The organism is Microbacterium sp. NPDC064584, assembly GCF_040687315.1.
Lineage (GTDB): Bacteria > Actinomycetota > Actinomycetes > Actinomycetales > Microbacteriaceae > Microbacterium > Microbacterium lacus.
Genome location: NZ_JBFBMZ010000004.1, coordinates 90,245 through 111,763, shown reverse-complemented (window position 1 = coordinate 111,763; position 21,519 = coordinate 90,245). Strand labels below are relative to the sequence as shown.

The 21,519-nt window shown below is 69.6% G+C and carries 22 protein-coding genes; 9 read left to right on the top strand and 13 right to left on the bottom strand.

The features are described from left to right. Window positions 1-24 precede the first annotated feature (24 nt). Complete coding sequence (locus AB0P18_RS08025) at window positions 25-1,662, top strand: FAD-binding oxidoreductase (RefSeq protein ID WP_363359618.1); 1,638 nt, start codon at window positions 25-27, stop codon at window positions 1,660-1,662. Further along, entirely contained in the window at window positions 1,659-2,549 is an 891-nt protein-coding gene (locus AB0P18_RS08020) for a diacylglycerol kinase (protein ID WP_363359617.1), read from the top strand. Before AB0P18_RS08025 ends, AB0P18_RS08020 begins: the two co-directional genes overlap by 4 nt. A 7-nt stretch (window positions 2,550-2,556) precedes the next feature. Here AB0P18_RS08020 and AB0P18_RS08015 read toward each other — a convergent pair whose 3' ends face one another. Continuing rightward, window positions 2,557-2,799 carry a zf-HC2 domain-containing protein gene (locus AB0P18_RS08015; RefSeq protein WP_344052497.1) on the bottom strand — a complete coding sequence of 81 codons (243 nt, stop codon included), beginning with the start codon at window positions 2,797-2,799 and terminating at the stop codon, window positions 2,557-2,559. Next, entirely contained in the window at window positions 2,796-3,482 is a 687-nt protein-coding gene (locus AB0P18_RS08010; RefSeq protein ID WP_344052495.1) for a sigma-70 family RNA polymerase sigma factor, read from the bottom strand. The genes AB0P18_RS08015 and AB0P18_RS08010 overlap by 4 nt, the downstream gene beginning before the upstream one ends. Before the next feature lie 66 nt (window positions 3,483-3,548). Between AB0P18_RS08010 and aroA the strand changes: the two genes are divergently transcribed. The 3 genes from aroA to bcp are packed head-to-tail and all read left to right on the top strand — an operon-like array spanning window position 3,549 to window position 6,481. Then, window positions 3,549-4,922 carry a 3-phosphoshikimate 1-carboxyvinyltransferase gene (aroA, locus tag AB0P18_RS08005; protein ID WP_363359616.1) on the top strand — a complete coding sequence of 458 codons (1,374 nt, stop codon included), beginning with the start codon at window positions 3,549-3,551 and terminating at the stop codon, window positions 4,920-4,922. Between the two features lie 15 nt (window positions 4,923-4,937). Beyond that, entirely contained in the window at window positions 4,938-5,981 is a 1,044-nt protein-coding gene (gene rsgA / locus AB0P18_RS08000) for a ribosome small subunit-dependent GTPase A (RefSeq protein ID WP_363359615.1), read from the top strand. A 29-nt stretch (window positions 5,982-6,010) separates the two neighbouring features. Continuing rightward, complete coding sequence (gene bcp / locus AB0P18_RS07995; protein WP_344052489.1) at window positions 6,011-6,481, top strand: thioredoxin-dependent thiol peroxidase; 471 nt, start codon at window positions 6,011-6,013, stop codon at window positions 6,479-6,481. A 3-nt stretch (window positions 6,482-6,484) separates the two neighbouring features. Here bcp and AB0P18_RS07990 read toward each other — a convergent pair whose 3' ends face one another. Then, window positions 6,485-6,874 carry a histidine kinase gene (locus AB0P18_RS07990; protein WP_344052487.1) on the bottom strand — a complete coding sequence of 130 codons (390 nt, stop codon included), beginning with the start codon at window positions 6,872-6,874 and terminating at the stop codon, window positions 6,485-6,487. A gap of 211 nt (window positions 6,875-7,085) precedes the next feature. Here AB0P18_RS07990 and AB0P18_RS07985 point away from each other — a divergent pair, with 211 nt between their 5' ends. Further along, the gene (locus tag AB0P18_RS07985; RefSeq protein ID WP_018171995.1) at window positions 7,086-7,334 is read left to right on the top strand and encodes a WhiB family transcriptional regulator; all 249 of its coding nucleotides are present in this window, start codon (window positions 7,086-7,088) and stop codon (window positions 7,332-7,334) included. Window positions 7,335-7,351: 17 nt separating this feature from the next. Here AB0P18_RS07985 and AB0P18_RS07980 read toward each other — a convergent pair whose 3' ends face one another. Genes AB0P18_RS07980 through AB0P18_RS07970 form a run of 3 tightly spaced genes read right to left on the bottom strand, consistent with a single transcriptional unit; the run spans window position 7,352 to window position 10,851 of the window. Next, window positions 7,352-8,839, bottom strand: a complete 1,488-nt coding sequence (locus AB0P18_RS07980; RefSeq protein ID WP_344052485.1) for a histidine kinase N-terminal domain-containing protein — start codon at window positions 8,837-8,839, stop codon at window positions 7,352-7,354. Between the two features lie 9 nt (window positions 8,840-8,848). After that, a complete protein-coding gene (locus tag AB0P18_RS07975) occupies window positions 8,849-10,225 on the bottom strand; it encodes a P-loop NTPase (RefSeq protein WP_344052483.1) in 1,377 nt (458 codons plus the stop codon). Then, window positions 10,222-10,851, bottom strand: coding sequence for an SAF domain-containing protein (locus tag AB0P18_RS07970; RefSeq protein WP_344052480.1), 630 nt, complete (start codon window positions 10,849-10,851; stop codon window positions 10,222-10,224). Before AB0P18_RS07970 ends, AB0P18_RS07975 begins: the two co-directional genes overlap by 4 nt. A gap of 98 nt (window positions 10,852-10,949) precedes the next feature. On the opposite strand from AB0P18_RS07970, the gene AB0P18_RS07965 reads away from it, so the two are divergent. Continuing rightward, entirely contained in the window at window positions 10,950-11,231 is a 282-nt protein-coding gene (locus AB0P18_RS07965) for a helix-turn-helix domain-containing protein (RefSeq protein WP_344052477.1), read from the top strand. Window positions 11,232-11,252: 21 nt separating this feature from the next. Here AB0P18_RS07965 and AB0P18_RS07960 read toward each other — a convergent pair whose 3' ends face one another. Beyond that, window positions 11,253-11,852 (bottom strand): hypothetical protein, encoded by a 600-nt coding sequence (locus tag AB0P18_RS07960; RefSeq protein WP_363359614.1) that lies wholly within the window; start codon window positions 11,850-11,852, stop codon window positions 11,253-11,255. 129 nt (window positions 11,853-11,981) lie between these two features. Here AB0P18_RS07960 and AB0P18_RS07955 point away from each other — a divergent pair, with 129 nt between their 5' ends. Further along, the gene (locus tag AB0P18_RS07955) at window positions 11,982-12,422 is read left to right on the top strand and encodes an Rv3235 family protein (protein ID WP_363359613.1); all 441 of its coding nucleotides are present in this window, start codon (window positions 11,982-11,984) and stop codon (window positions 12,420-12,422) included. 24 nt (window positions 12,423-12,446) lie between these two features. On the opposite strand, the gene AB0P18_RS07950 is transcribed toward AB0P18_RS07955, so the two are convergent. The 5 genes from AB0P18_RS07950 to AB0P18_RS07930 all read right to left on the bottom strand — a co-directional run bounded on the left by AB0P18_RS07950 (window position 12,447) and on the right by AB0P18_RS07930 (window position 17,887). Then, entirely contained in the window at window positions 12,447-13,673 is a 1,227-nt protein-coding gene (locus AB0P18_RS07950) for a pyridoxal phosphate-dependent aminotransferase (RefSeq protein WP_363359612.1), read from the bottom strand. A 70-nt stretch (window positions 13,674-13,743) separates the two neighbouring features. Next, the gene (locus AB0P18_RS07945; RefSeq protein ID WP_363359717.1) at window positions 13,744-14,559 is read right to left on the bottom strand and encodes an ABC transporter permease; all 816 of its coding nucleotides are present in this window, start codon (window positions 14,557-14,559) and stop codon (window positions 13,744-13,746) included. Between the two features lie 26 nt (window positions 14,560-14,585). Next, entirely contained in the window at window positions 14,586-15,503 is a 918-nt protein-coding gene (locus tag AB0P18_RS07940) for an ABC transporter permease (protein WP_344052468.1), read from the bottom strand. Between the two features lies 1 nt (window position 15,504). Further along, complete coding sequence (locus AB0P18_RS07935) at window positions 15,505-16,656, bottom strand: ABC transporter ATP-binding protein (protein ID WP_363359611.1); 1,152 nt, start codon at window positions 16,654-16,656, stop codon at window positions 15,505-15,507. Window position 16,657: 1 nt separating this feature from the next. Then, on the bottom strand, window positions 16,658-17,887 hold the full coding sequence (locus AB0P18_RS07930) for a spermidine/putrescine ABC transporter substrate-binding protein (protein WP_344052464.1): 1,230 nt from the start codon (window positions 17,885-17,887) through the stop codon (window positions 16,658-16,660). A gap of 200 nt (window positions 17,888-18,087) precedes the next feature. Here AB0P18_RS07930 and AB0P18_RS07925 point away from each other — a divergent pair, with 200 nt between their 5' ends. Further along, window positions 18,088-18,546, top strand: a complete 459-nt coding sequence (locus AB0P18_RS07925; protein WP_344052461.1) for an Lrp/AsnC family transcriptional regulator — start codon at window positions 18,088-18,090, stop codon at window positions 18,544-18,546. Between the two features lie 22 nt (window positions 18,547-18,568). On the opposite strand, the gene secA is transcribed toward AB0P18_RS07925, so the two are convergent. Then, window positions 18,569-21,373: a preprotein translocase subunit SecA gene (secA, locus tag AB0P18_RS07920; RefSeq protein WP_363359610.1), complete on the bottom strand. Its 2,805-nt coding sequence runs from the start codon at window positions 21,371-21,373 to the stop codon at window positions 18,569-18,571. Window positions 21,374-21,519: the final 146 nt, after the last annotated feature.

The window sequence follows — 21,519 nt, the reverse complement described above, 5'->3', positions numbered from 1 at the left end:
TACATAATGTGTCATACTGTCGCGATGGATGCGAAGACGCCCCGCGCTCCGACCTCACCCGCGGCCGAACCGATCGCCGTTCCCACTCCGCGTCCGCGCTCCGCGTGGGACGCGTGGGGCGCCACGACGGCGGCTCTGCCGCCGGGCGCGAAGACATTGCTCGCGACGGTCCTCCGCGGCAAGCCGCACCCGATCCCCCGGCGCCCGGCACCCCGGCTGACCCCCTCCCGCATCGACGAGGATCGCCTGCGCGCGCTGATCGCGATCGTCGGCGAGGAGAACGCGACGCGCGACGATGCCGCCCGCGCCCTCCACCTCGGCGGCAAGAGCACACCGGATCTCCTCGCCCGTCGCCTCGACGACCCCCAGAACGCCCCGGACGCCGTGCTCTCGCCCGCTTCCCACGGCGAGGTGCTCTCCGTGCTCGCCGCATGCGACGCGCACGGCATCGCCGTGGTGCCGTTCGGCGGCGGAACGAGCGTCGTGGGCGGCGTCCAACCCGAATCCGGCGCGCACGACGTCGTCATCGCGCTCGACCTCATCCGCACCGCCGGGCTGCTCTCGCTCGATCGGACCTCGCTCCTGGCGACACTCGGAGCGGGAACGACCGGACCGCAGGCGGAAGAGCTGCTGAACGCCCGCGGCTTCACCCTCGGGCACTTCCCGCAGAGCTTCGAGTACGCCTCGATCGGCGGGTACGCCGCGACCCGCTCGAGCGGGCAGGCCTCCCGTGGATACGGTCGGTTCGACGAGCTCGTCCACGCACTGCGCGTCGCGACACCGGTCGGCGAGCTCGCACTGGGCCGCGCGCCCTCCAGCGCCGCGGGTCCTGATCTGCGCGAGCTCTTCCTCGGCTCCGAAGGTGCTTTCGGCGTCCTGACCGAAGTCACCGTGCGCATCCGCCCGGTGCCGGCCGCCACGACCTACGGAGCGTGGACCTTTCCCGACTTCGCGACCGGAGCCTCGGCGCTGCGCGAACTCACCCAATCCGGCATCCGACCCACCGTCCTCCGGCTGAGCGACGAGTCCGAGACGCGCGTGAACGCGCTCATGGGCGGTCATCTGCTGCGCCCCCGCGGAGCGCTGGCCGTCGCGACGTTCGAGGGCCGCGATGCCGACGAAGCCGAGCAGACCCGCCGAAGCACCGATGAGCTGTTCCGTCGCCACGGTGGGATCGCCCGGGGGGAGGATCCCGCCCGGTCGTGGGAGCGCGGCCGCTTCGCCTCACCCGCACTGCGCGACACCCTGCTGGACGTCGGTGTCCTGGCCGAGACGCTCGAGACGGCGACGACATGGGCCAATCTCCCCGTTCTCAAGGCGGCCGTCACGGCGGCGCTCACGGAGACCCTCGCCGGCGACGGCACCAAGCCGATCGTGATGTGCCACATCTCGCACGTGTATCCCGCGGGTGCGTCGCTGTACTTCACCGTGGTCGCGGCGCTCACCGCCGACCCGGTCGGGCAGTGGATACGGGCGAAGGATGCCGCGTCCCGGGCGATCGGGACTGCGGGCGGCACGATCACCCACCATCACGCCGTGGGACGCGATCACCGCGCCCATCTGCCGGCGGAGATCGGCGATCTCGGCGTCGCGGTCCTCCGATCGGTCAAGGCGACGCTGGATCCGCGCGGCATCATGAATCCGGGGGCGCTCGTCCCGTGAGGATCGCCCTCGTCGTGAACCCGGCCGCCCGCTCCGGAGCGCACACGCACGCGGCGGCGCGGGCGATCTCGCGATTGCGCGAGCTCGGCCACACCGTCACGGAGATCAGCGGCGGAAGCGCCGCGGAATCATCCGCTCTGATCCAGACCGCCGTCCGGCTCGGCACGGATGCGCTCGTCGTCGCGGGCGGGGACGGGACCGTCGCTCTCGCCCTGCCCCATCTGATCGGGACGGACATCCCCCTCGGGATCATTCCGGCGGGGACCGGGAACGACTTCGCGGCGCACCTCGGCATGCCCGAGCTCGACCCCGTGACGGCCGCCGACGTGATCTCCGCCGGGCGGACGACGCGGATGGACGTCGCGCGCGTCGAACGGGCCGGCGGCGAGGATCGGTTCTACGCGACCGTCCTCGCGAGCGGATTCGATTCGCGCGTGAACGACCGCGCCAACCGCATGCGCTGGCCGCGCGGCGACATGCGCTACAACATCGCCATCCTGATCGAGTTCCTCTTCCTCGCCCCCACGCCCTATGCGATCGAGGTGGACGGCCGGAGGATCGAGGGCCCGTTCGTGATGGCGAGCGTCGGGAACACCCGCTCGTACGGGGGCCGCATCCCGATCTGTCCCGACGCGGACGCCGGCGACGGACTGCTCGATGTGACGGTCGTCCGCCCGGCGGGACGCCTGCGGCTCCTCCGACTGCTCCCGACCGTCTACCGCGGAACCCATGTGCAGCGTCCCGAGGTCGAGACCTACCGAGGGCGTCGCATCCGGCTGGACGCCCCCGGAATCACCGCGTACGCGGACGGCGACCCGATCGGAGCACTGCCGGTGACCGTGGCGGCCGTCCCGCGTGCGCTGAGGGTCTTCGTGCCGGGCGAGTGATGCCGGATCAGTGCGTGGCCTGAACGGCCCGCAGCCGCGCGAGGACCTGATCGCGCAGCTCTTCCGGCGCGGACTCCTTGCACGCACGCGCCACGACCTCGGTCAGCGTGCGCGCGACCAGCGCCTCGTCCTGACAGCCGGGGCAGTTCTCCAAGTGCTCGGCGATGTCCTTCGCCGAGGTCTTGCAGACCTCGTGCCGCAGGTACTCCTCGAGCTCGCGCTGCGCCTTCTCACATCCGCAATCGGTCATTTCCCACTCCCTGTGGCGGCCGCGCTGATCCCGCGCTCGGCCGCATAATCCGCCAGCAGCTCACGAAGCATGCGCCTGCCACGATGCAGGCGGCTCATGACCGTGCCGATCGGTGTCTTCATGATGTCGGCGATCTCCTGGTAGGCGAACCCCTCGACGTCCGCGAGGTACACCGCCAGCCGGAAATCCTCCGGGATCGCCTGGAGGGCGTCCTTGACCACGGACGCCGGCATGTGGTCGATCGCCTCCGCCTCCGCGGACCGGCTGCTGGAGGCCGTCGTCGACTCGGCCCCGCCGAGCTGCCAGTCCTCGAGCTCGTCGATCGTGCCCTGATAGGGCTCGCGCTGCTTCTTGCGATAGATGTTGATGTAGGTGTTGGTCAGGATTCGGTACAGCCACGCCTTGAGGTTCGTCCCCTGTGTGAACGTCGCCCAGGACGCGAACGCCTTCACGAACGTCTCCTGCACCAGATCGGCGGCGTCCGCGGGATTTCGCGTCATGCGCATCGCCGCCGCGTACAGCTGATCCATGAAAGGAAGCGCCTGCACCTCGAACTCGGTGCGGGCCGCGCCCTTGGCTTCTGCCTCGTCGTTCATCGCGTGCCAGTCTACGGCGGCGGCATCCCACCCGACATCGAGCAGATCGACGCTGCTGAGGTCGGGTCGATCGAGGGTCGCGATCATCACACTCCCGTTTCTCCGGCGGCGCTTCTGACGGCGGTCAGCAGCGGTTCAGTAGGGTAGAACCCGATGACAGGCGACCGGTATTCCCACGACCGTGCACCGGCCGCGCCCGATCACTGGCGCGCGCCGAGGGCGACCGGTCCCCTGCGGGCGAGCATCACGGTGCCCGGCTCGAAATCGCTGACCAATCGCGAGCTGATCCTGGCCGCCCTGGCCGACGGACCCAGTCGCCTGACCGCGCCCCTGCACTCCGACGACTCCGTCCGCATGATCGAGGCGCTGCGCGCCCTGGGCGTGGGCGTCGACCCCGAACCCGGCATCGGCCGCTTCGGCGACGACCTGGTCGTCTCGCCGATCTGGCCGCTGCGGGGGTCGAGCGTCGTCGACTGCGGGCAGGCCGGCACCGTGATGCGCTTCATCGCCGGTCTGGCCGGCTTCGCGCAGGGCGAGGTCACCCTCACCGCCCACGAGAGCGCGCTGCACCGTCCGATGGGCACGATGATCAAGGCTCTCCGCGACGTCGGCGTCGACATCGACGACGGCGGGCACTGGTCGCTGCCGTTCGTCGTCCGAGGTCACGGGCACGTGCGCGGCGGCGAAGTGGTGGTGGATGCGAGCGCGTCCAGCCAGTTCGTGTCGGGACTGCTCCTCGCCGCACCTCGGTTCGACGTCGGGCTGCACCTCATCCATCGCGGGGAGCGCCTGCCGAGCGTTCCGCACATCGACATGACGATCGAGTCGCTCGCCCACCGGGGTGTCCACGTCGAGCGCCCCGCTGCCGGCGAGTGGGTCGTGCCCGCCGGGCCGGTGCGCGCGAAGGACGTCGCGATCGAGCCCGACCTCTCCAACGCGGCCCCGTTCCTGGCCGCGGCCATGATCGTCGGGGGAAGCGTCGGCGTCACGGGCTGGCCCGCGCATTCGACGCAGCCGGGTCACCAGCTCAGCGAGATCCTCACCCTGATGGGCGCGCGAGCGGTGCGTCGCGGCGGTGCCCTCACGGTGACCGGCGGACCGGCGATCGCCGGAGTCGATCTCGACCTCTCCGCCGTCGGCGAGCTCACCCCCACCCTCGTCGCCCTCGCCGCGTTCGCTGACTCCGAGAGCACGTTCTACGGCATCGGACACATCCGCGGGCATGAGACCGACCGCATCGCGGCGCTCGTGGGCAACCTCCGCGCGCTCGGCGGCGAGGCGCACGAGCTGGAGGACGGCATCCGGATCGTCCCTCGTCCCCTGCACGGCGGGATCTGGCCGGCGCACCACGATCACCGTCTGGCGACGACCGGCGCGCTGATCGGTCTCGTCGTGGACGGCGTCGAGGTCGACGACATCGGCACCACCGCGAAGACGATGCCCGAATTCCCTGAGCTGTGGGCGGAGATGCTCGCCGGATCCGACGACGCAGCCCACGCCGAACCCGAGCACGACCTTGCGTCCTGAGGCGATCGGCGCACGGTGAGCTGGCTCGGCGACGACGACGAAGACGACGAGGGGTTCGACGAGACCACCCTGCGGTCCCGGCCCAACCCGAAGGCGAACCGCCCGCGCACGAAGCGTCGTCCTGCTCACGCGGACGCCGAGGTCGCACGGGTGCTGGGGGTGGACCGCGGCCGGTACACCGTGCTCGCGGACGAGGACGGCCCGCACGAGCGGCGCGTGCTGGCGACGCGGGCACGCGAGCTGCGGCGGATGCCGATCGTGACGGGCGACCGGGCCCGCATCGTCGGCGACCGCAGCGGCGACGAGGGGACGCTCGCCCGCATCGTCGGTATCGAGGAACGTACGTCGCTGCTCCGGCGATCGGCGGATGACACCGATCAGGTGGAGCGGGTGATCGTCGCGAACGCGGATCAGATGCTCATCGTGGTCGCCGCGGCCGACCCTGAACCGCGTGCACGTCTCGTCGATCGCTATCTCGTGGCCGCGCTCGACGCGGGCATCCGACCCCTGCTCGTGGTGACCAAGACCGACCTCGCGGATCCGGCGGTGTTCCTCGAGCACTTCGACGGGCTGGATCTCGAGGTGTTCACGAGCAGGCAGGACGAGATGCCGCTCGAGCGCATCGGCGCTCGACTCAGCGGGCACGCCACGGTCTTCGTCGGCCACTCGGGCGTGGGCAAGTCGACGCTCGTGAATGCACTCGTCCCGAGCGCCATGCGGGCCACCGGGCACGTCAACGAGGTGACCGGTCGCGGGCGCCACACCTCTTCCTCGACGGTCTCGCTGCGCTACCGCGGCGCCGCCGGCAGCGGCTGGGTGATCGACACCCCCGGCGTGCGCTCGTTCGGACTCGGCCACGTGGATCCGGCCCACATCCTCGGCGCCTTCACCGAACTGGCGCTGATCGCCGAGGACTGCCCCCGCGGGTGCACGCATCTGCCGGACGCGCCCGACTGCGCGATCATGGAGGCCGCCGCCGACGGGCGTCTCGGCCCGAACGGTGCGGCGCGCCTGGACTCGCTTCAGCGACTGCTGCTCACCTTCGCCGGATCGTCCTGAGCGGCATCCGGATTTCGTATCCTGGGGGAATGAGCGCCCACGTCCTGGAACCCGGTACCCCCGCCCCCGATTTCACCCTCCTCGATCAGGATGAGAAGCCCGTCAGCCTGAGCGGGCTGCGCGGTCACGGTGTCGTCCTGTTCTTCTATCCCGAAGCGATGACGCCCGGATGCACGACCGAGGCGTGCGACTTCCGCGACAGCCTCGCGCCTCTGCAGGCCGCCGGGTACACGGTGCTCGGCATCTCACCCGATCAGCCCGAGAAGCTCCGTCGCTTCCGTGAGCGCGACGGACTCACGTACGACCTCCTGAGCGACCCCGACCGCACCGCGCTCGAGGCGTACGGCGCGTGGGGTGAGAAGAAGAACTACGGCAAGACGTACCAGGGCGTGATCCGCTCGACGTTCGTCATCGACGCCGACGGCGTGATCCAGCAGGCGCTCTACAACGTGAAGGCGACGGGGCACGTCGCGCGAGTGCGGTCCCTCATCGGGGTGTAGCCCTCATTCGGATGCCGCGCCGCCGCGTCCCGCCGCGCGCACGGCGATCACGAGCACGACGAGAGTCACGATCGCCGGCACCGCGAGGCCGAGCCCGGCGGCGGCATCCGCGTACGCCCCCGTCACCGCCCCGAGCGCCACGGCGAGGATGAGCAGCTGCACGACGATGCCGCCGGAGCGTCCCCAGGACTGCCCGCGCCACGTCGCGACGGCGAACGCCAGCACGGCCACCGCCCCGACGGCGGTGAGCACCACCAGGGCGATCGCGCTCTCGAGCGACTCGGTGTCGCCCGCCGCGAGCGCCGCCACCTGCCAGAGGACGAGCGCGATGATCGCGGCTGCTTCCAGGGCGAGCAGCACGGCGGCGATGCGTGCCGACGGATGGGTGGGCATGGGTTCGTGCTCCTGTTCCGATGGGCGGCACTCAGCATCTGCGCACCCGGCCCGATCACGGGAACCCTTGATTCACGTCGGGCGCTGTGGGACGATGGAGAAAGCCGTGTGCTCCCACAGCGAGGTGGGGCGAGCATAACTCGCATCTCCCACAGGGTATCGGACCCGAATCCGGGCTCTGACCACCCGATCATCATCAAGGAGCACCACCATGGACTGGCGCGATAAGGCCGCCTGCCTGACCGTCGACCCGGAGCTATTCTTCCCGGTCGGCAACACCGGACCCGCCGTCGACCAGATCGAGAAGGCGAAGTCGGTGTGCGCCCGCTGCACCGTGACCGAGATCTGCCTGCAGTACGCCCTTGAGACCGGTCAGGACTCGGGCGTGTGGGGCGGATTGTCCGAGGACGAGCGACGCGCGCTCAAGCGCCGCGCCGCGCGCGCACGACGCGCTTCCTGATACCGGCCACGAGCCGCTCAGCCGCGGTCGCGCTCGATGTACCGCATCGGGATGTCGATCGTCACTTCGGTGCCGCTGCCCATCAGGGTGTGCCAGTCGATGGTGCCGCCCAGTTCGCCCTGGATGAGCGTCCGGACGATCTGCGTGCCGAGCCCGCGTCCGACCTGACCCTCGGGAAGCCCTGAACCGGTGTCGCGTACGCGGACGGCGAGGTTCTCGGCGCCGCGTTCGGCGATGATCTCCACGTCGCCCTCCTTGCCCGCGAGGCCGTGCTCGACGGCGTTCGTCACGAGCTCGGTCAGCGCGAGGGCGAGCGGGGTCGCGTACTCGCTGGGGAGCGTGCCGAACTTCCCCGATGAGCGCGTGCGGGCACGCGTGTTGGGCGCCGCGGCGACCTCGGCGACGAGCTTGAGCACCCGGTCGAACACGTTGTCGAAGTCGACGGTCTGCGACAGCCCCTCCGACAGGGTGTCGTGGACCACCGCGATCGCGGCGACGCGGCGCATCGCCTGTGTGAGCGCCTCGCGCGCCTCCTCGGAGTGGGAGCGACGGGCCTGGATGCGCAGGAGCGAGGCGACGGTCTGCAGGTTGTTCTTCACGCGGTGGTGGATCTCGCGGATCGTCGCGTCCTTCGTGATGAGCTCCTGCTCCTGATGGCGCAGCTCCGTCACATCGCGGCAGAGGACGATCGCGCCGATACGGGAGCCGTGGTCGCGGAGCGGGATCGTCCGCAGCGACACCGTGACCCCGCGCGCCTCGATGTCGGTGCGCCAAGGGGCGCGTCCGGTGACCACGAGCGGGAGCGACTCGTCGAACTCGCGCTTGTCCGAGAGGATGCGCGTGGTGACCTCGCTGAGCGACTCGCCCTCCAGCTCGTCGTCGAAGCCCATCCGGTTGAACGCCGACAGCGCGTTGGGGCTCGCGAACGTCGTCACCCCGTCGACGTCGAGCCTGACGAGTCCGTCCGACGCGCGCGGAGCGCCGCGCCGGGGAGCAGTCGGGGCGGACAGATCGGGGAACTCCCCCGACGAGATCATCCCGAACAGGTCATCCGCGCAGTCGTTGAAGGTGATCTGCTGCCGCGACGGCGTGCGGGTTTCACCGAGGTTCGTGTGGCGGGTCAGCACCCCGATCGTGAGCGCCTGCTCCGATCCTCGGGCTCTCACGATCGGCACCGCGCGCACGCGCGTGGGCGTCTCCTCGAACCAGTCCGGCGACGCGGAGTCGACGATGCGTCCGGAGTCGTACGCGTCGCGCACCTGCGTGCGCCACTGCGGCCGCACCCGGTCGCCGACGATGTCGCGGTAGAAGAGCGTCGCCGCACCTCCGGGCCGCGTGTGCGCGACGGCGACGAACGAGTCGTCCGCCGTGGGCACCCAGATCACGATGTCGGCGAAGGCGAGGTCAGCGAGGAGCTGACCGTCTCCGGCGAGCCGGTGCAGCCACTCCACGTCGGCTTCGCTGGACCGCCCCTGGGCGTAGACGAGATCGCTGAGGGTCGACACCCCTTCAGGCTACCGGCGGGCGCGCCCCGCCGTGGCCACGGCGTCCCGACGGCGGAGCCCGCGCGGCGGTGCGTCCCCCGCATCGGAGCCGCTCGCCGCCCGCGGGCCACGAGAGCGACGGATGCCGCGCTGCACGGTCGGGACGGGGACCACGGCCTCGCCGACGAAGCGCCGCACCGCGACGGCGATCGCCGATCGCGGCGCGATCTCTCCGATCGGTCGGGCCGCGAGCAGCGCGGCATCCGCTCCGCGGGCGTCCGTGGGGACGAACCAGACGTCCTCGATCCCACCGAACCGCTCGAGCGTGCGACGCACCTGCCCGCGCGCGTCGATGCCGAGCGCACCGGGGCGGAGTCGATTGGCGACGACGGCCACCGGCGTCGCGCCGATCGTGGCACGCAGGTCGGCGTGCGCGCGGAGGAAGCGGGAGATGCCCAGCGGATCAGCGGACGTGACGGCCACGACGAGATCAGCGGCCCGCAGCGCCGCGAGGGTGGCGGCGTTCCGCCGGGGTCCGTCCAGATCGCTCATGATCTCCTCGTCGCGCTCGAGCGGCGCGGCGACATCCACCACGGTGTGGTCGGCCCATTCGCGGCAGACCATGAGCGCAGCGTCGACGCGCGGTCCGCTCAGCTCGGGCCAGCGGGACGGGCGGTTCAACCCCGTGAGGACGTCGACGCCGGGCGTTGCGATCGGTGCGCTGATCCGGGTGAGTTCGCGCGGGTCCAGGCGTCCGAGCTCGGCGTGTCGGCAGGCGGCGGCGAACCCGGGCGCCTCGTCGGCGAGTCCGAGTGCGAGAGCGAGCGACGGAGCATGGGAGTCCGCGTCGATGAGGCCGATGTGGCGTCCGCCGCGGGCGAGTTCGACAGCGAGCTCGACGGCGAGGGTCGAGCGCCCTGGGGACCCGGCCGGTCCCCAGACGGCGATGACGCGGGGGGCGGTCGACGCGCGTTCTGACGAATCAGCGCGCACAGCCGCCGCCCGCGGCGATGCCGAAAGACGCTCGGCGAGCTGCCACGCCGGGACGTCCACGGCGACCGGCGACTCCAGCCCGAACTCCCGCGCGATCCGCTCGCCGTCACTCCCGGAGGACAGCGGGAGGATCCGCACCGCGGCGCGGTCGCACGCGGCCACGAGCGCGGCGGTGATCGTGCGCCGCCCGATCTCGAGGACGACCGCATCCGCTGCGAACAGCATCGCCGCGGCCTCCCCGGCTCCGGAACGGCCCGCGCCGCGCAGGGCGGCGCGGTCCTGCTCCGCCGTCTCCGCCGTGTCGGCGGCGAGGGCCGCAGCCGGAAGCACGGCGACGACGTCGAGGCCTTCGAGTTCGAGCGCCGTCGCGAGGTCGCCGCCGTGCGGCTCATCGACGGCGACGACCACCCTCATCGCGAGGACCCGTCCGAGGGGATGACCGACAGCGCGGACTGATCGGCCATCGCCTCGAGCGCCGCCGCGACATCTGCTCTCGGGATCACGAGTTCGAGCGCGGCCGAACCGCCGCCGATCATCGAGTCGTCCCGCGTGACCGACACCACGGTGGCGTCCGCGACCAGGATCCGCGGGACATCGTACGTCCCGGGCTCCACGAGGGGGGCCGCCCACACCTCGACGACCGATCCCGCCTCGACGGATGCCGGGACGTCGACGGCGCTCCTGAGCACCACGCTGGTCGTCCGGGACTCGGCGGCCGCGCCGACCGCGCTCTGCGGCACGAGCTCTCCCGAAGGGATCGTCCGCGTCGCGACCAGACCGTCGGTCAGCGCCTCGGGCTGCAGGTAGGCATCCCCGACCTGGCCGAGGGCGACATCGACGACGCGGAGGTCGGACGCCGACACGACTTCGCCGGGAACGATCGTGCGGCCGGCAGCGAACACGGGAGCGGTCTGGCGGGCGGCCGAGATCACGAACCAGACACCGGCGACCGACGCGATCACCAGGACGATCCCGAGGAAGAACCTGATGTCGCCCCAGAACGCGCGAGGACGAGGACGTGGGGCGTCGGCGATGGTCATGACACCATCGTGACCCAGACCGCAAGATCGCCGTCTCGGTTATCCACAGCGGGTGTGGCGCCGGAGCCGCCGCAGGACGGAGCCTCCATAATGGGCTCATGCCCGAGATCCCGACCTCCGACGTGCGCCTGCTGGCGCCCGCGCAGGTGGCCGAAGTGCTGGGCGTCTCGGTGGACGAGGTCATGGAGCTCGTCGAGAAGGCGCGCTTGCGCGGAATGCGCGTGGGCTCTCCCGCCCGCTGGCGGATCGACGAGGCGAGCGTCGCGGCGTACCTCGACGAGCAGGCCGAGGAGGCCCGCCGGATGGCGCTCTGGCGTCAGTCGAACGAGGCGAGCTTCCCCGAGCTGTGGGGAACCGGGATCGTCCGCAACGCCGACTGACCGGCATCCCCACGCACGACCTCAGCGCAGCGCCGCCGCGCCGTCCAGGCGCACCCATCCGATCGACGAGAACGGCACGAGCCGGTGGCCGGTCACCTCGGCCACCCTGCGCACGGTGCCCGGCTCGTGCAGGGCGATGTCGAGATGTTCGGCTCCGGCCCGGTCGATCGTCCCCGACAGCACGCGACCGTGGGTGAGATGAACGGTGACGGTGATGCGCCGGCGGACGATGTCGCGCATGACGAAGCCGAAACCCATGCGCTCCGACAGCCCGGTCCGGCCGGCGGCGGGGCGGGCGCTGCGCAGCACGTCCTCGTGCGGAAGAGCGATCGAGGCGATCGCCGTGACGGGCACGACCACGGCTCCCGCGGTCCCGCCGTCCAGTGCGACCCAGTCCGATCCGACACCGGTGACCTCCGCCGACAGCACGGTGCCGTCAACGATCTCGAACGCGGGGACACCGCCGGTTCGCTCCCGATCGATCAGCACCGACAGCCGCTCCCGGAGCGCCACGCGCGACAGCCGCAGACGCTCCGCCTCGGTGTCGAGCGCCGCACGCTCGGCCTCCCACTCCGCGGCGAGCTGACCCTCCAGGTCGTCGAAGAAGTTCTCCCAGTGCACCCCGAGAGCGTAGGGCAGTTGGTCACGACCGGATGAGAAGTTGTCCACAGGCTCGGTCCGAGTCTGTTCCTGTGAAGGAGCCGTATGTTCTAATTCCCCTCAAGACATCCCCCGGTCAGATTGGCTCCCATGGCAGCGTCGCCGTCGCGCATCCCCCGCGCACAAGCCGTGCCCCCCGGCGCTTACGAACTCTCCGAGTTCTTCGCGCCCCAGCGCACCTCCTCCGTCCAGCTTCCCGATCCGGAGCCGTTCCTGCGGAACATCACGATCGGCGTCCTCGAGGTCTTCGCCGGCGTGCGCGAAGTCGACCAGCTCGTGCGATGGCTCACCGAAGATGCTTACCGAGCGCTCGTGACCCGGGCGAACCTCGCCGCGCGGGCCCGCAGCGCACGCGGCGTCGCGGCGATCCGGCCGGTGTACTCCCTGCTGTCGGTGCACCGGTCCTCCCCCGCCGACGGGGTGATCGAGGCGGTCGTCGTGGTGCAGGGCGCAGCGCGCGCCCGCAGCGTCGCGATCCGGCTGGAGGGCCTGGACGGTCGCTGGCGCGCGACGTCCCTCGCGATCCTCTGACCTCGCCGGCCGGCGCCCTCGGGGCTACGGCCGATATGACGACAGGAAGTTGCCGAGCCTCTCGACCGCCTCGGTCAGCACGCGGGCCTCGGGCAGCGTCACGATGCGGACGTGATCCGGCGTCGGCCAGTTGAAACCGGTTCCCTGGACGAGCAGCACGTGCTCGGCGACCAGGAAGTCGTACACGAATTTCGCATCGTCACGGATCTCGTACATGTCGGGGTCGAACCGGGGGAAGGCGTACAGCGCTCCCTGCGGCTTGACGCAGGTCACACCCGGGATCGCCTCGAGACTCTGCCAGGCGGCATCCCGCTGCTCGTGGAGTCGGCCGGAGGGCCCGATGAGCGCATCGATCGACTGCACCCCCGACAGCGCCGCCTGCACGGCATGCTGAGCCGGGACGTTGGGGCACAGCCGGGTCGAGGCGAGGAGGGTGATGCCTTCGATGAATCCTCGCGCGTGGTCCTTCGGGCCGGTGATGACGAGCCAGCCCGAGCGATAGCCCGCCACGCGGTAGGTCTTGGAGAGCCCGTTGAAGGTGAGGACGAGCAGATCGGGGGCGACCGAGGCCATCGGGATGTGCACGGCGTCGTCGAACAGGATGCGGTCGTAGATCTCGTCCGCGAGGACGAGCAGGGAGTTCTCCCGCGCGATCTCGGCGATGCCTTCGAGCACCTCGCGCGAGTAGACCGCACCGGTGGGGTTGTTCGGATTGATGACGACGATCGCCTTCGTCCGCGGCGTCACCTTCGCGCGGATGTCCTCGAGGTCGGGCTGCCACCCGTTCTGCTCGTCGGCCAGATAGTGCACCGGCGTCCCGCCGCCGAGGCTGGTCATGGCGGTCCACAGGGGATAGTCCGGCGCGGGGATCAGCACTTCGTCGCCCTCGTCCAGGAGCGCCTGCATGACCATCGTGATCAGCTCGGACACGCCGTTTCCGAGGTAGACGTCGTCGGGACCGAAGGAAGGGAAGGTCGGGTCCTGCTCGTAGCGGTACACCACGGCGCGCCGCGCGGACATGATGCCGCGGCTGTCGCTGTACCCGTGCGCGTGGGGGACGGCCTCGATCATGTCCCGCACGATCTGGAACGGCGCCTCGAACCCGAAGACGGCAGGATTCCCGGTGTTGAGCTTGAGGATCGTGTGACCCTCGTTCTCCAGGCGATCGGCCTCGACGAGGGCCTGTCCGCGGATCTCGTAGAGGACGTCCTTGAGCTTGCTCGACTGGTCGAGAGGGCGGAGAGGGCTCATCGGTTCAGGATAATGCGAACCGGGTGCGGCCAATCGCCGGGTCGTGGCCTGGCCGCACCCCGGTCCGCGCTCACCGGCGCAGGCGGCTCGCTCTGCGCGCGGAGACGATCTGGAAGACGAGCGTCGCCGCGATCGCGATCAGGAAGACCGCCGAGGCGATCACGTTGGCCTGCGGAGGGATGCCGCGCTGGGCGGCGACGTAGATGTACACGGGGAAGGTCTGGACCGTGCCCGAGGTGAAGTACGTGATGATGAAGTCGTCGAAGCTCAAGCTGAACGACAGCAGCGCGGCCGCGACGATGCCCGGGAGCAGCAGCGGGAATGTGATCCGCCAGAAGACCTCTCGCGGCGAGCCGTACAGATCGCGCCCCGCCTCCTCCAGAGCCGGATCGAGCGAGAGGACGCGCGCGCGCACCGTCACCACGACGAAGCTCAGACAGAACATCGTGTGGGCGATGATGATCGTGACGAGGCCTTTCGCGACGCCGATCGTGAGGAACTGCGCGGCGAGCCCCGCACCGATCACGACTTCCGGCGTGGCCATCGGCAGGAACAGCAGGAGGCTGATCGAGCTGCGGGCGCGGAATCGATAGCGCACGAGCGCGAGGGCGATCATCGTGCCGAGCGTCGTGGCGATCACGGTCGCGACGAGGCCGACCAGGATGCTGTTGCCGAACGCGACGCACACTTCGGGCTGCGCGCACACGGTCATCCAGTTCTGCAGGGTGAATCCGTTCCACGAGATGTTCGAACGGTTCGCGTCGTTGAACGAGAAGACGAACGTGTACACGATCGGGATCAGGAGGATCACGAAGGCGACGGTCACGTAGAGCGGCAGCAGCCACGAGCCGATCGGCCGTCGGCGGCGCGCCTCGGCTCGGCGCATCTGGACGGTGCTGGTCTGCGTGGCGCTCACAGCAGATCGTCCGTTCCGGCGCGGCGCACGTAGAGCCCGACGATCACCACGATGACGGCCATCAGCAGGATCGACAGCGCGGCCGCCTGCGGGTAATTCACCGTGATCAGGAACTTCGACTGGATGACGTTGCCGATCATGGCCGTTCCCGGACCTCCGAGGAAGGACTGACTCGCGTTGACGTAGTCGCCCGCCGCGGGGATGAAGGTCAGGAGCGTTCCGGAGATGACGCCCGGCAGCGAAAGGGGGAACGTCACCTTCCAGAACGTGCTGGCGTTGCCGGAGTACAGATCGCTCCCCGCTTCGATCAATCTCTTGTCCAGCCGATCCAGCGATGCGAACAGAGGCAGCGTCATGAACGGGATGAAGTTGTAGGTGAGGCCGAAGACGACGGCGAACGGCGTCCCCGTGATGTGATCCTGCGGGCCCATAAGACCGACGACCTGCAGCACTCCGACGACGGGTCCCTCGTCGGACAGGATCTGCTTCCACGCGAGGGTGCGCAGGAGGAACGAGATGAAGAACGGCGCGATCACGAGGACCAGCAGCAGGTTGCGCAGCAGCTTGCGTTCGCGGATCGTCACACCGATGAAGTACGCGATCGGGTAGCTGATCAGCAGCGCGAAGACGGTCGCCAGCAGCGCGTACCAGAACGAGCGCAGGAACTGCGGCCAGTACTGCGCGATGACGTCGACGTAGTTCTGCCAGTAGAAGGCGTAGTAGTAGCCGCCGTACGTCGCGGTGTCGTTGATGCCGAACGACGTGATCAGCAGCGAGACGAACGGGACGAGGAAGAACAGCGCGAGGTAAGCAAGCCCCGGAACGAGAAGTGCGAGGGCGACCAGTCCGCCGCGTCGCCGTTCGGGTTCGCGCGCCGCCTGCGCTCCGGCGGGGACGAGCGCCGAGATCGCCATGTCAGCCGGCCTCGGCTGCGAGATCCGCTTCCGCGGCCTCGTCGCGGGCGGCGGCATCCAAACCGAACGTGTGCTCGCGTCGCCATGCGACCCAGACCTCCGAGCCCGGGGAGAAGACCGAGCCGAAGACCAGGTTCTGCTCGAACACCGTCACTTCGCCGAGGCCCGAGATCTCCAGGATGTACTGCGTACTGGCCCCCGCGAAGGACACGTCGACGATGCGCCCGGGACCGAGGACGTTCTCGAGCCCGTCGCGAGGCGGCTCCGTGCCGAGGAGCCGCAGCTTCTCCGGCCGGATGCCGACGGTGATGCGGCCGGTGCGGGCGACGGCCCGCTCCTCCGGGAGGGCGACGACACCCCCTGCAGTGCGTGCCGTGAGCAGGCCGCCGGCGGTGGACTCCACCTCGGCGGGGAACAGGTTCGACTGACCGAGGAAGTTCGCCACGAAGCCGGTGCGCGGCAGTTCGTACAGCTCCTGCGGCGATCCGAGTTGCTCGATGCGCCCGTGGTTCATCACGGCGACGGTGTCGGCCATCGTCATGGCCTCCTCCTGGTCGTGCGTGACGTGCAGGAACGTGAGACCGACCTCGGCCTGGATCGACTTGAGCTCCAGCTGCATCTGACGGCGGAGCTTCAGGTCCAGGGCGCCGAGCGGCTCGTCCAGCAGCAGCAGGGCCGGACGGTTCACGATCGCGCGCGCGAGGGCGACGCGCTGCTGCTGTCCGCCGGAGAGCTGGCTCGGACGGCGCTCCGCGACATGATCGAGCTCGACGAGCCGCAGGGCCTCGTGCGCCTTGGGCACGGCATCCGAGACCTTCCGCCGGCGCAGCCCGAACGCGACGTTCTCCAGGACGGTCATGTGCGGGAAGAGCGCGTAGCTCTGGAACACGGTGTTGACGGGGCGCTTGTGGGGCTTGACGGCGGTCACGTCCTGCCCGCCGATCAGGATGCGCCCCTCGGACGGATCCTCGAGTCCCGCGACGAGGCGGAGCGTGGTGGTCTTGCCGCAGCCGGAGGGACCGAGCAGGGCGAAGAAGGACCCGGCGGGGATGAGGAGGTCGAGCTCCTCGATGGCTGTGAAGCCCGGGAAGACCTTGCGGATCCCCTGCAGCTGCAGATCGGCGCCCGCTTCGGCGAATGCTCCCTGTGCCATCTCAGGCGCCGAGACCCACGGCCTCGAACTCGGAGTTGTACTTCTGCTGCTCCTCGTTCGTGAGCGTGCGGAAGATGTGCGCCTGGGCGAGCGTCTCCTCGTTCGGGAAGATGAGCTGGTTCTCCACGAGCTCCGGATCGATCTCGGCCATCGCCTCCTGCGCACCGGCGACCGGGGTGATGTAGTTCACCCACGCGGCGACCTCGGCCGCCACCGCCGGGTCGTAGTAGTAGTCGATGAGCTTCTCGACGTTGGTCTTCTGCTGAGAGCCGATCGGGATCATGAAGTTGTCGCTCCAGAGCGTGCCGCCCGAGTCGGGCAGCGCGAAGGCGAACTTGTCGCCGACCTCGTAGTTGATCGCGGTGATGTCCCCCGACCACACGATCGCCGCGAGGGTGTCCTCGTTCTTGAGGTCGTCCGCGTAGGAGTTGCCCTTGATGTTGCGGATCTGCCCGTTCGAGACCTGCTCGGCGAAGACGTCGAGCGCGTTCTGGAATTCGGTGTCGCCCCAGCCGGAGCCCGAGATGTCGACGCCCTGGCTCAGCATGATGAGCCCGATCGTGTCGCGCATCTCGCTGAGCACGCCGACTCGACCCTGCAGCTCCGGCGCCCACAGGTCGTCGATGCTCTGAAGGCCCTGCGGAAGCTTGTCCTTGTTCCAGGCGATCCCGGCGAAGCCCGACTGCCACGGAAGCGAGTTCGCCCGGCCCGGGTCGAAGTCGGGGTTCTGCAGGCTCGGGTTGAGGTTGGCCGCGTTCGGCATGTTCGCCTTGTCGAAGGCCTGCGTGTAGCCGGAGGCGATCCAGATCGACGCCATCCAGTCGGTGAGGCAGACGGCATCCGCGCCGATGTCCTGCCCGAGGGCGAGCTGGTCGCGCACCTTGGCGAAGTACGTGTTGTTGTCGTCGATCGCGACGTCGTAGTTGACGGTGAGGCCGGTCTGCTCCATGAACGCATCGAGCGTCGGGTGGTTGCCGTCGTCGTCCTCGTCCAGGTAGAACGACCAGTTGGCCCAGGTCAGGGTCTTCTGCGACGCCGAGAGGTCCTCGCCGGCGCTCGCCGACGCGGCGGGCGCGGACCCGCCGACGCGTCCGGAGCATGCGGCGAGGAAAGCGGCGAGCGACAGCGCGCCGGCTCCGCCGATCAGCCCACGACGACTGATCTGTGCCTGTCGCGCGTGCGCGATGAGCGCGCGGACGGCGGGGTCTTCGGGCAGGGGTCCACGGGGCATGGAGCACTCCTCAGGGGATGCGGGTACGTCGCTCACACGACGGCGGGTGAACCGATACTGCCACTTCACCCCCGGATTCCGGAACGGAATCCGCACATCGAAACATAACTTTCACATGAATCAGTGGCCCGAATGACACCATGCGACGGTTTCCGTCGCGGAGCGTTGCCCATAGGCGCCCGCGGTGTCAGGATCGCTGCATGTCACACGCCGGCGGGATCGACGCGCTGTCGAAGCTGATCATCGAGCAGCTGCAGGAGGACGGGCGGCGCTCGTACGCGGAGATCGGTCGAGCCGTGGGCCTGAGCGAGGCCGCCGTGCGCCAGCGGGTGCAACGGCTCACCGACAGCGGCGCGATGCAGGTCGTCGCGGTCACGGACCCCATGCAGCTCGGCTTCCACCGCCAGGCGATGATCGGTCTGCGCGTGAGCGGGGATACGCGCGAGGTCGCGGCGGCGCTGGAGAAGATCTCCGCGGTCGATTACCTCGTGCTGACCGCCGGCAGCTTCGACATCCTCGCCGAGGTCGTCTGCGAGTCCGACGACGACCTCGTGGAGCTTCTGAACAGCCGGATCCGCTCCCTGCCGGGAGTGATCTCCTCCGAGACCTTCGTCTACCTCGGGTTGCGCAAGCAGTCGTACGACTGGGGAACGCGCTGACGAAAGCGCGTCCCCTCGTCGATCACTTCCTCTTGTCGGCGGCCCGGCGCTGCGCGCGGTTCTGCGGCGCGGCGGCGGGGGCGCCCTCCGTGCGCTGACCGAACGCGCCGCGCGGCGCCTCAGCGACGGGTGCCGACGCGGCGGGGGCGGATGCCGTCGCCTGACGGAGCCTGTTCGTCGCCGCCTGCTGCACCTGGCCCCGGTCGTTGCGCACCTCGACCTCGCCGGCGTCGTTCGCGGCGGAATACTGCAGGCGCTGCCCCTCGACGGGAGTGACCGCGAGGCCCTTCGCCTCGACTTCGGCGGCCTCCGTCTGCCCTTCCGCGCGGCGCACCTCGACCTCGAGGTTGTAGAGGTAGCCGACCGACTCCTCCTTGATCTGCCCCATCATCGCCTGGAACATCTGGTATCCCTCGCGCTGGTACTCGATGAGAGGGTCGCGCTGGGCCATCGCCCGCAGGCCGATGCCGTCCTTCAGGTAGTCCATCTCGTAGAGGTGGTCGCGCCACCGGCGGTCGAGCACCTGCAGCACCACGCGACGTTCCAGTTCGCGCGTCGCCGCCTCGCCGAGGCTCTCCTCGCGCTTGCGGTACGCGATGAGCGCGTCGGAGAGGATCTCGCGCTTGAGGCCTTCCGGAGTGATCCGCCCCTTCGTCCCGGCCTCCGAGACGACCTCGTCGATCGTGACGCCGACCGGGTAGAGGGTCTTCAGCTCGGTCCAGAGGGCGTCGAAGTCCCAGCTCTCGGTGTGCCCCGAGCCGGTGTGGTCGTCGATCACGGCGTTGATCGCGTCTTCGATGAAGTGCTGCACGCGGTCGGCGATGTCATCGCCCTGGAGCATGTGGCGGCGGTCCGAGTAGATCGCCTCACGCTGGCGGTTCAGGACGTCGTCGTACTTCAGGACGTTCTTGCGGATCTCGGCGTTGCGCCCCTCCACCTGGGACTGCGCGCTCTTGATCGCACGGCTCACCATGCCGGATTCGATCGCGACGTCGTCGGGGAAGTTCGTGCGGGCGAGGATCGCCTCTGCGGCGCCGGACTGGAACAGCCGCATGAGGTCGTCCGTGAGCGAGAGGTAGAAGCGGCTCTCCCCGGGGTCACCCTGACGGCCCGAGCGTCCGCGGAGCTGGTTGTCGATGCGCCGCGACTCGTGCCGCTCGGTTCCGAGCACGTAGAGCCCGCCGGCTTCGACGACCTTCTTCGCCTCGACGGCGACCGTGTCGCGGGTGCCCTGGTAGACGGCATCCCATTCGGCTTCGTACTCGTCGGGGGTCTCGACCGGGTCGAGGCCCTTGGCCTTCATCTCCTGCACCGCGAGGAACTCGGCGTTGCCGCCGAGCATGATGTCGGTGCCTCGACCGGCCATGTTCGTGGCGACCGTCACGGCGCCCAGGCGCCCCGCGCGGGCGACGATCTCGGCTTCGCGCGCGTGGTTCTTCGCGTTGAGGACCTCGTGCTTGATGCCCTTCTTCGCCAGGAGCCGCGAGAGGTACTCGCTCTTCTCCACGCTCACGGTGCCCACCAGCACGGGCTGACCCTTCGCGTGGCGCTGGACGATGTCCTCGACGACCTGATCGAACTTGGCCTGCTCGTTCTTGTAGACCAGGTCGGACTGGTCCTTGCGGATCATCGGCTTGTTCGTCGGGATCGGGACCACGCCGAGCTGATACGTCGACATGAACTCCGCCGCCTCGGTCTCGGCGGTACCGGTCATTCCGGAGAGCTTGTCGTACAGGCGGAAGTAGTTCTGCAGCGTCACGGTGGCGAGGGTCTGGTTCTCGGCCTTGACCGGCACCGCTTCCTTCGCCTCGATCGCCTGGTGGATGCCCTCGTTGTAACGGCGGCCGACCAGGATGCGGCCGGTGTGCTCATCGACGATCATGACCTCGTCGTTCATGACGACATAGTCCGAGTCCCGCTTGAACAGCGCGAGCGCCTTGATCGAGTTGTTCAGGAACGAGATGAGCGGCGTGTTGACCGACTCGTAGAGGTTGTCGATGCCGAGGTAGTCCTCGACCTTCTCGATGCCGGGCTCGAGCACACCGATCGTGCGCTTCTTCTCGTCGACCTCGTAGTCCACGCCCGCCTCGAGGGTCTTGGCGATCTTCGCGAACTCGACGAACCAGCGGTTCGCCTCGCCGGAGGAGGGACCCGAGATGATGAGCGGCGTCCGGGCCTCGTCGATCAGGATCGAGTCGACCTCGTCGACGATCGCGAAGAAGTGACCCCGCTGGACGAGGTCCTCCTTGCGCCAGGCCATGTTGTCGCGCAGGTAATCGAAGCCGAACTCGTTGTTCGTGCCGTACGTGATGTCGGCTTCGTACTGCTCGCGGCGGACGTCGGGCGTCTGCCCCGACACGATCGTGCCGGTCGTCATGCCGAGCGCGCGGTAGACGCGGCCCATGAGCTCGGATTGGTAGGACGCGAGGAAGTCGTTCACCGTGATGACGTGCACGCCCTTGCCGGCGATCGCGTTCAGGTAGGCGGCGAACACCGCGGTCAGGGTCTTGCCCTCACCGGTCTTCATCTCGGCGATGTTGCCGAGGTGAAGGGCGGCGCCGCCCATGATCTGCACGTCATACGGACGCTGGCCGAGCGTGCGACGCGCGGCTTCGCGGACGGCCGCGAACGCCTCCGGCATGAGCTGGTCGAGGGTCTCGCCGGCGGCGTGGCGGGCGCGGAGCTCGGCGGTCTCGCCGCGCAGCTCCTCGTCCGTGAGCTGCGCGTAATCCTCTTCGAGGGCGCCGACCGCCTTGACCACCTGCTGCAGGCGGCGGAGGATGCGTCCCTCGCCGGCGCGAAGCAGTTTCTCGAGCGGGTTGGCCACGAAGCATCTCCATCTGTCGGGTACGTCGCCGTTCGGCGCCGCCGCTGCCCCGCGCGAGGCGCGCAGGCATACACGGCCATGTTATCGGGCTGTGACCTTGGAGTGGGCTGGGATGCCGCGCCGCCCGGACCCGCCGACACGCTCGG

Coding starts and splice junctions, on each gene's coding strand:
- AB0P18_RS08025 (WP_363359618.1), top strand. CDS start 25: ATGGATGCGAAGACGCCCCGCGCTCCGACCTCACCCGCGGCCGAACCG.
- AB0P18_RS08015 (WP_344052497.1), bottom strand. CDS start 2,799: ATGACCGATTGCGGATGTGAGAAGGCGCAGCGCGAGCTCGAGGAGTAC.
- AB0P18_RS08010 (WP_344052495.1), bottom strand. CDS start 3,482: ATGATCGCGACCCTCGATCGACCCGACCTCAGCAGCGTCGATCTGCTC.
- aroA (WP_363359616.1), top strand. CDS start 3,549: ATGACAGGCGACCGGTATTCCCACGACCGTGCACCGGCCGCGCCCGAT.
- bcp (WP_344052489.1), top strand. CDS start 6,011: ATGAGCGCCCACGTCCTGGAACCCGGTACCCCCGCCCCCGATTTCACC.
- AB0P18_RS07990 (WP_344052487.1), bottom strand. CDS start 6,874: ATGCCCACCCATCCGTCGGCACGCATCGCCGCCGTGCTGCTCGCCCTG.
- AB0P18_RS07985 (WP_018171995.1), top strand. CDS start 7,086: ATGGACTGGCGCGATAAGGCCGCCTGCCTGACCGTCGACCCGGAGCTA.
- AB0P18_RS07975 (WP_344052483.1), bottom strand. CDS start 10,225: ATGAGGGTGGTCGTCGCCGTCGATGAGCCGCACGGCGGCGACCTCGCG.
- AB0P18_RS07970 (WP_344052480.1), bottom strand. CDS start 10,851: ATGACCATCGCCGACGCCCCACGTCCTCGTCCTCGCGCGTTCTGGGGC.
- AB0P18_RS07965 (WP_344052477.1), top strand. CDS start 10,950: ATGCCCGAGATCCCGACCTCCGACGTGCGCCTGCTGGCGCCCGCGCAG.
- AB0P18_RS07955 (WP_363359613.1), top strand. CDS start 11,982: ATGGCAGCGTCGCCGTCGCGCATCCCCCGCGCACAAGCCGTGCCCCCC.
- AB0P18_RS07950 (WP_363359612.1), bottom strand. CDS start 13,673: ATGAGCCCTCTCCGCCCTCTCGACCAGTCGAGCAAGCTCAAGGACGTC.
- AB0P18_RS07945 (WP_363359717.1), bottom strand. CDS start 14,559: ATGCGCCGAGCCGAGGCGCGCCGCCGACGGCCGATCGGCTCGTGGCTG.
- AB0P18_RS07940 (WP_344052468.1), bottom strand. CDS start 15,503: ATGGCGATCTCGGCGCTCGTCCCCGCCGGAGCGCAGGCGGCGCGCGAA.
- AB0P18_RS07935 (WP_363359611.1), bottom strand. CDS start 16,656: ATGGCACAGGGAGCATTCGCCGAAGCGGGCGCCGATCTGCAGCTGCAG.
- AB0P18_RS07930 (WP_344052464.1), bottom strand. CDS start 17,887: ATGCCCCGTGGACCCCTGCCCGAAGACCCCGCCGTCCGCGCGCTCATC.
- AB0P18_RS07925 (WP_344052461.1), top strand. CDS start 18,088: ATGTCACACGCCGGCGGGATCGACGCGCTGTCGAAGCTGATCATCGAG.